This window comes from Fibrella forsythiae (genome assembly GCF_017353175.1).
Classification (GTDB): Bacteria; Bacteroidota; Bacteroidia; order Cytophagales; family Spirosomataceae; genus Fibrella; species Fibrella forsythiae.
In genome coordinates, this window is the sequence record NZ_JAFMYW010000049.1 from 1 (window position 1) to 1,279 (window position 1,279).

2 protein-coding genes are annotated in these 1,279 nt (G+C 52.7%); both read right to left on the reverse strand.

Annotated features, from left to right (window positions below; genetic code table 11):
- Positions 1–80: 80 nt before the first annotated feature.
- Positions 81–818 carry an IS3 family transposase gene (locus tag J2I46_RS33650; RefSeq protein WP_207333298.1) on the reverse strand — a complete coding sequence of 246 codons (738 nt, stop codon included), beginning with the start codon at positions 816–818 and terminating at the stop codon, positions 81–83.
- A gap of 222 nt (positions 819–1,040) precedes the next feature.
- Positions 1,041–1,208, reverse strand: a complete 168-nt coding sequence (locus J2I46_RS33655) for a transposase (RefSeq protein ID WP_374758117.1) — start codon at positions 1,206–1,208, stop codon at positions 1,041–1,043.
- Between the last annotated feature and the right edge of the window lie 71 nt (positions 1,209–1,279).

Here is a 1,279-nt window from a genome sequence, read left to right on the forward strand (position 1 = left end):
TGCAAACATTTGGTCACGTTTTTCAATAACCTGCCTCCTGGTGTCCTTACCCCGTTTGGTGAGCCAGTTTTGACTGGAATTTAAGCCACCTGTCGGTACTCAACCGGTGTCATAAACGGCAAGGCCTGATCAGGCCGTTCCGTGTTGTACTCCACCAGCCACGCATCCACCGTTTGGCGTACGTGTCGGCTACTTGTAAATATGTGAGCGTCCAATACGTCCCTGCGAGATGTCCCATGGAAGCGCTCAATATGCGCGTTTTGAGTGGGCTTGCCCGGTTCGATCCAGCATAACTCGATGCACGGATGGTTACACCAATCCTCCATGGCCTGGCTAATAAACTCCGGTCCAGTATCACTCCGTAGCCGTTCGGGTTTGCCGAAACGTTCCACCAACTGATCTACTAGGCAAGTGACTCGGCGGGCAGGTAAAGAGTAATCGATTTCCATGCCCAAGGCCTCCCGATTGTAGTCGTCGACCACCTTCAGCGTACGAAACTTACGCCCACCGGTTAAGGTATCCGACGTAAAATCTAGTGACCAGCACTGATTACAGGCCCTTGCTTTAGCCAGCGGCTGACGCACAGCATCGGGTAGGCGTTTCTTTGTCTTTCGCCGTAAGCTTAAGCCTAAACTTCTATACAACCCTCTGACCCGCATATGGTTAACCAGCTCGCCCTGCTTACGCAACCGGCGATCAATCTTGAGCACACCCCCGTGCTTGTGCCACCGAGCCAACTGCTCGATCCGGCTGCTGAGCACTTTATCTCTCTGCTTGATGACCGCTGGTTCTGCTAGCGCATTGCGGCTCAGGCCCACCTAGACGCGGGACCGCCAACCACAGGCTTTACCCGGTCCGCCGCCGCGGTTGGCTAATCCGTTTCTGATCAACCATCCACCTGACTACTTCTCGACGCTCGGCAGGCCTTACCACTTTTTTGCTAGGGCTTCCTTGATGATTTCGTTTTGCAAACTCAGTTCGGCATCCATCTTTTTAAGTCGGCGGTTTTGGTCTTCCAATTCTTTCAGGCGCTTGACTTCCTAAACCTGCCTGCCGCCCTGGTTAGCTCGCCAATTATAAAAAGGGTCCGCCGTCGCGGTGGCCTCGCTGATGCCATGCTCACGAGTGCTCTGAGCGATTGTCTGCCCGCTATCTTGCTGTTCAGGAATAGCTACAATCTGCGATTCGGTGAATCGTGCTGCTTTCATTTCCCTTTTGTAAACCTGTGAAAGTTAGTTTTTTTACGCTACTTATCACTGGATCACTTTCAGGGGTTCAA

Bases quoted from the DNA above. Each gene is read 5' to 3' on its own strand.
- J2I46_RS33655 (WP_374758117.1), bottom strand. From the start codon at position 1,208: ATGAAAGCAGCACGATTCACCGAATCGCAGATTGTAGCTATTCCTGAA.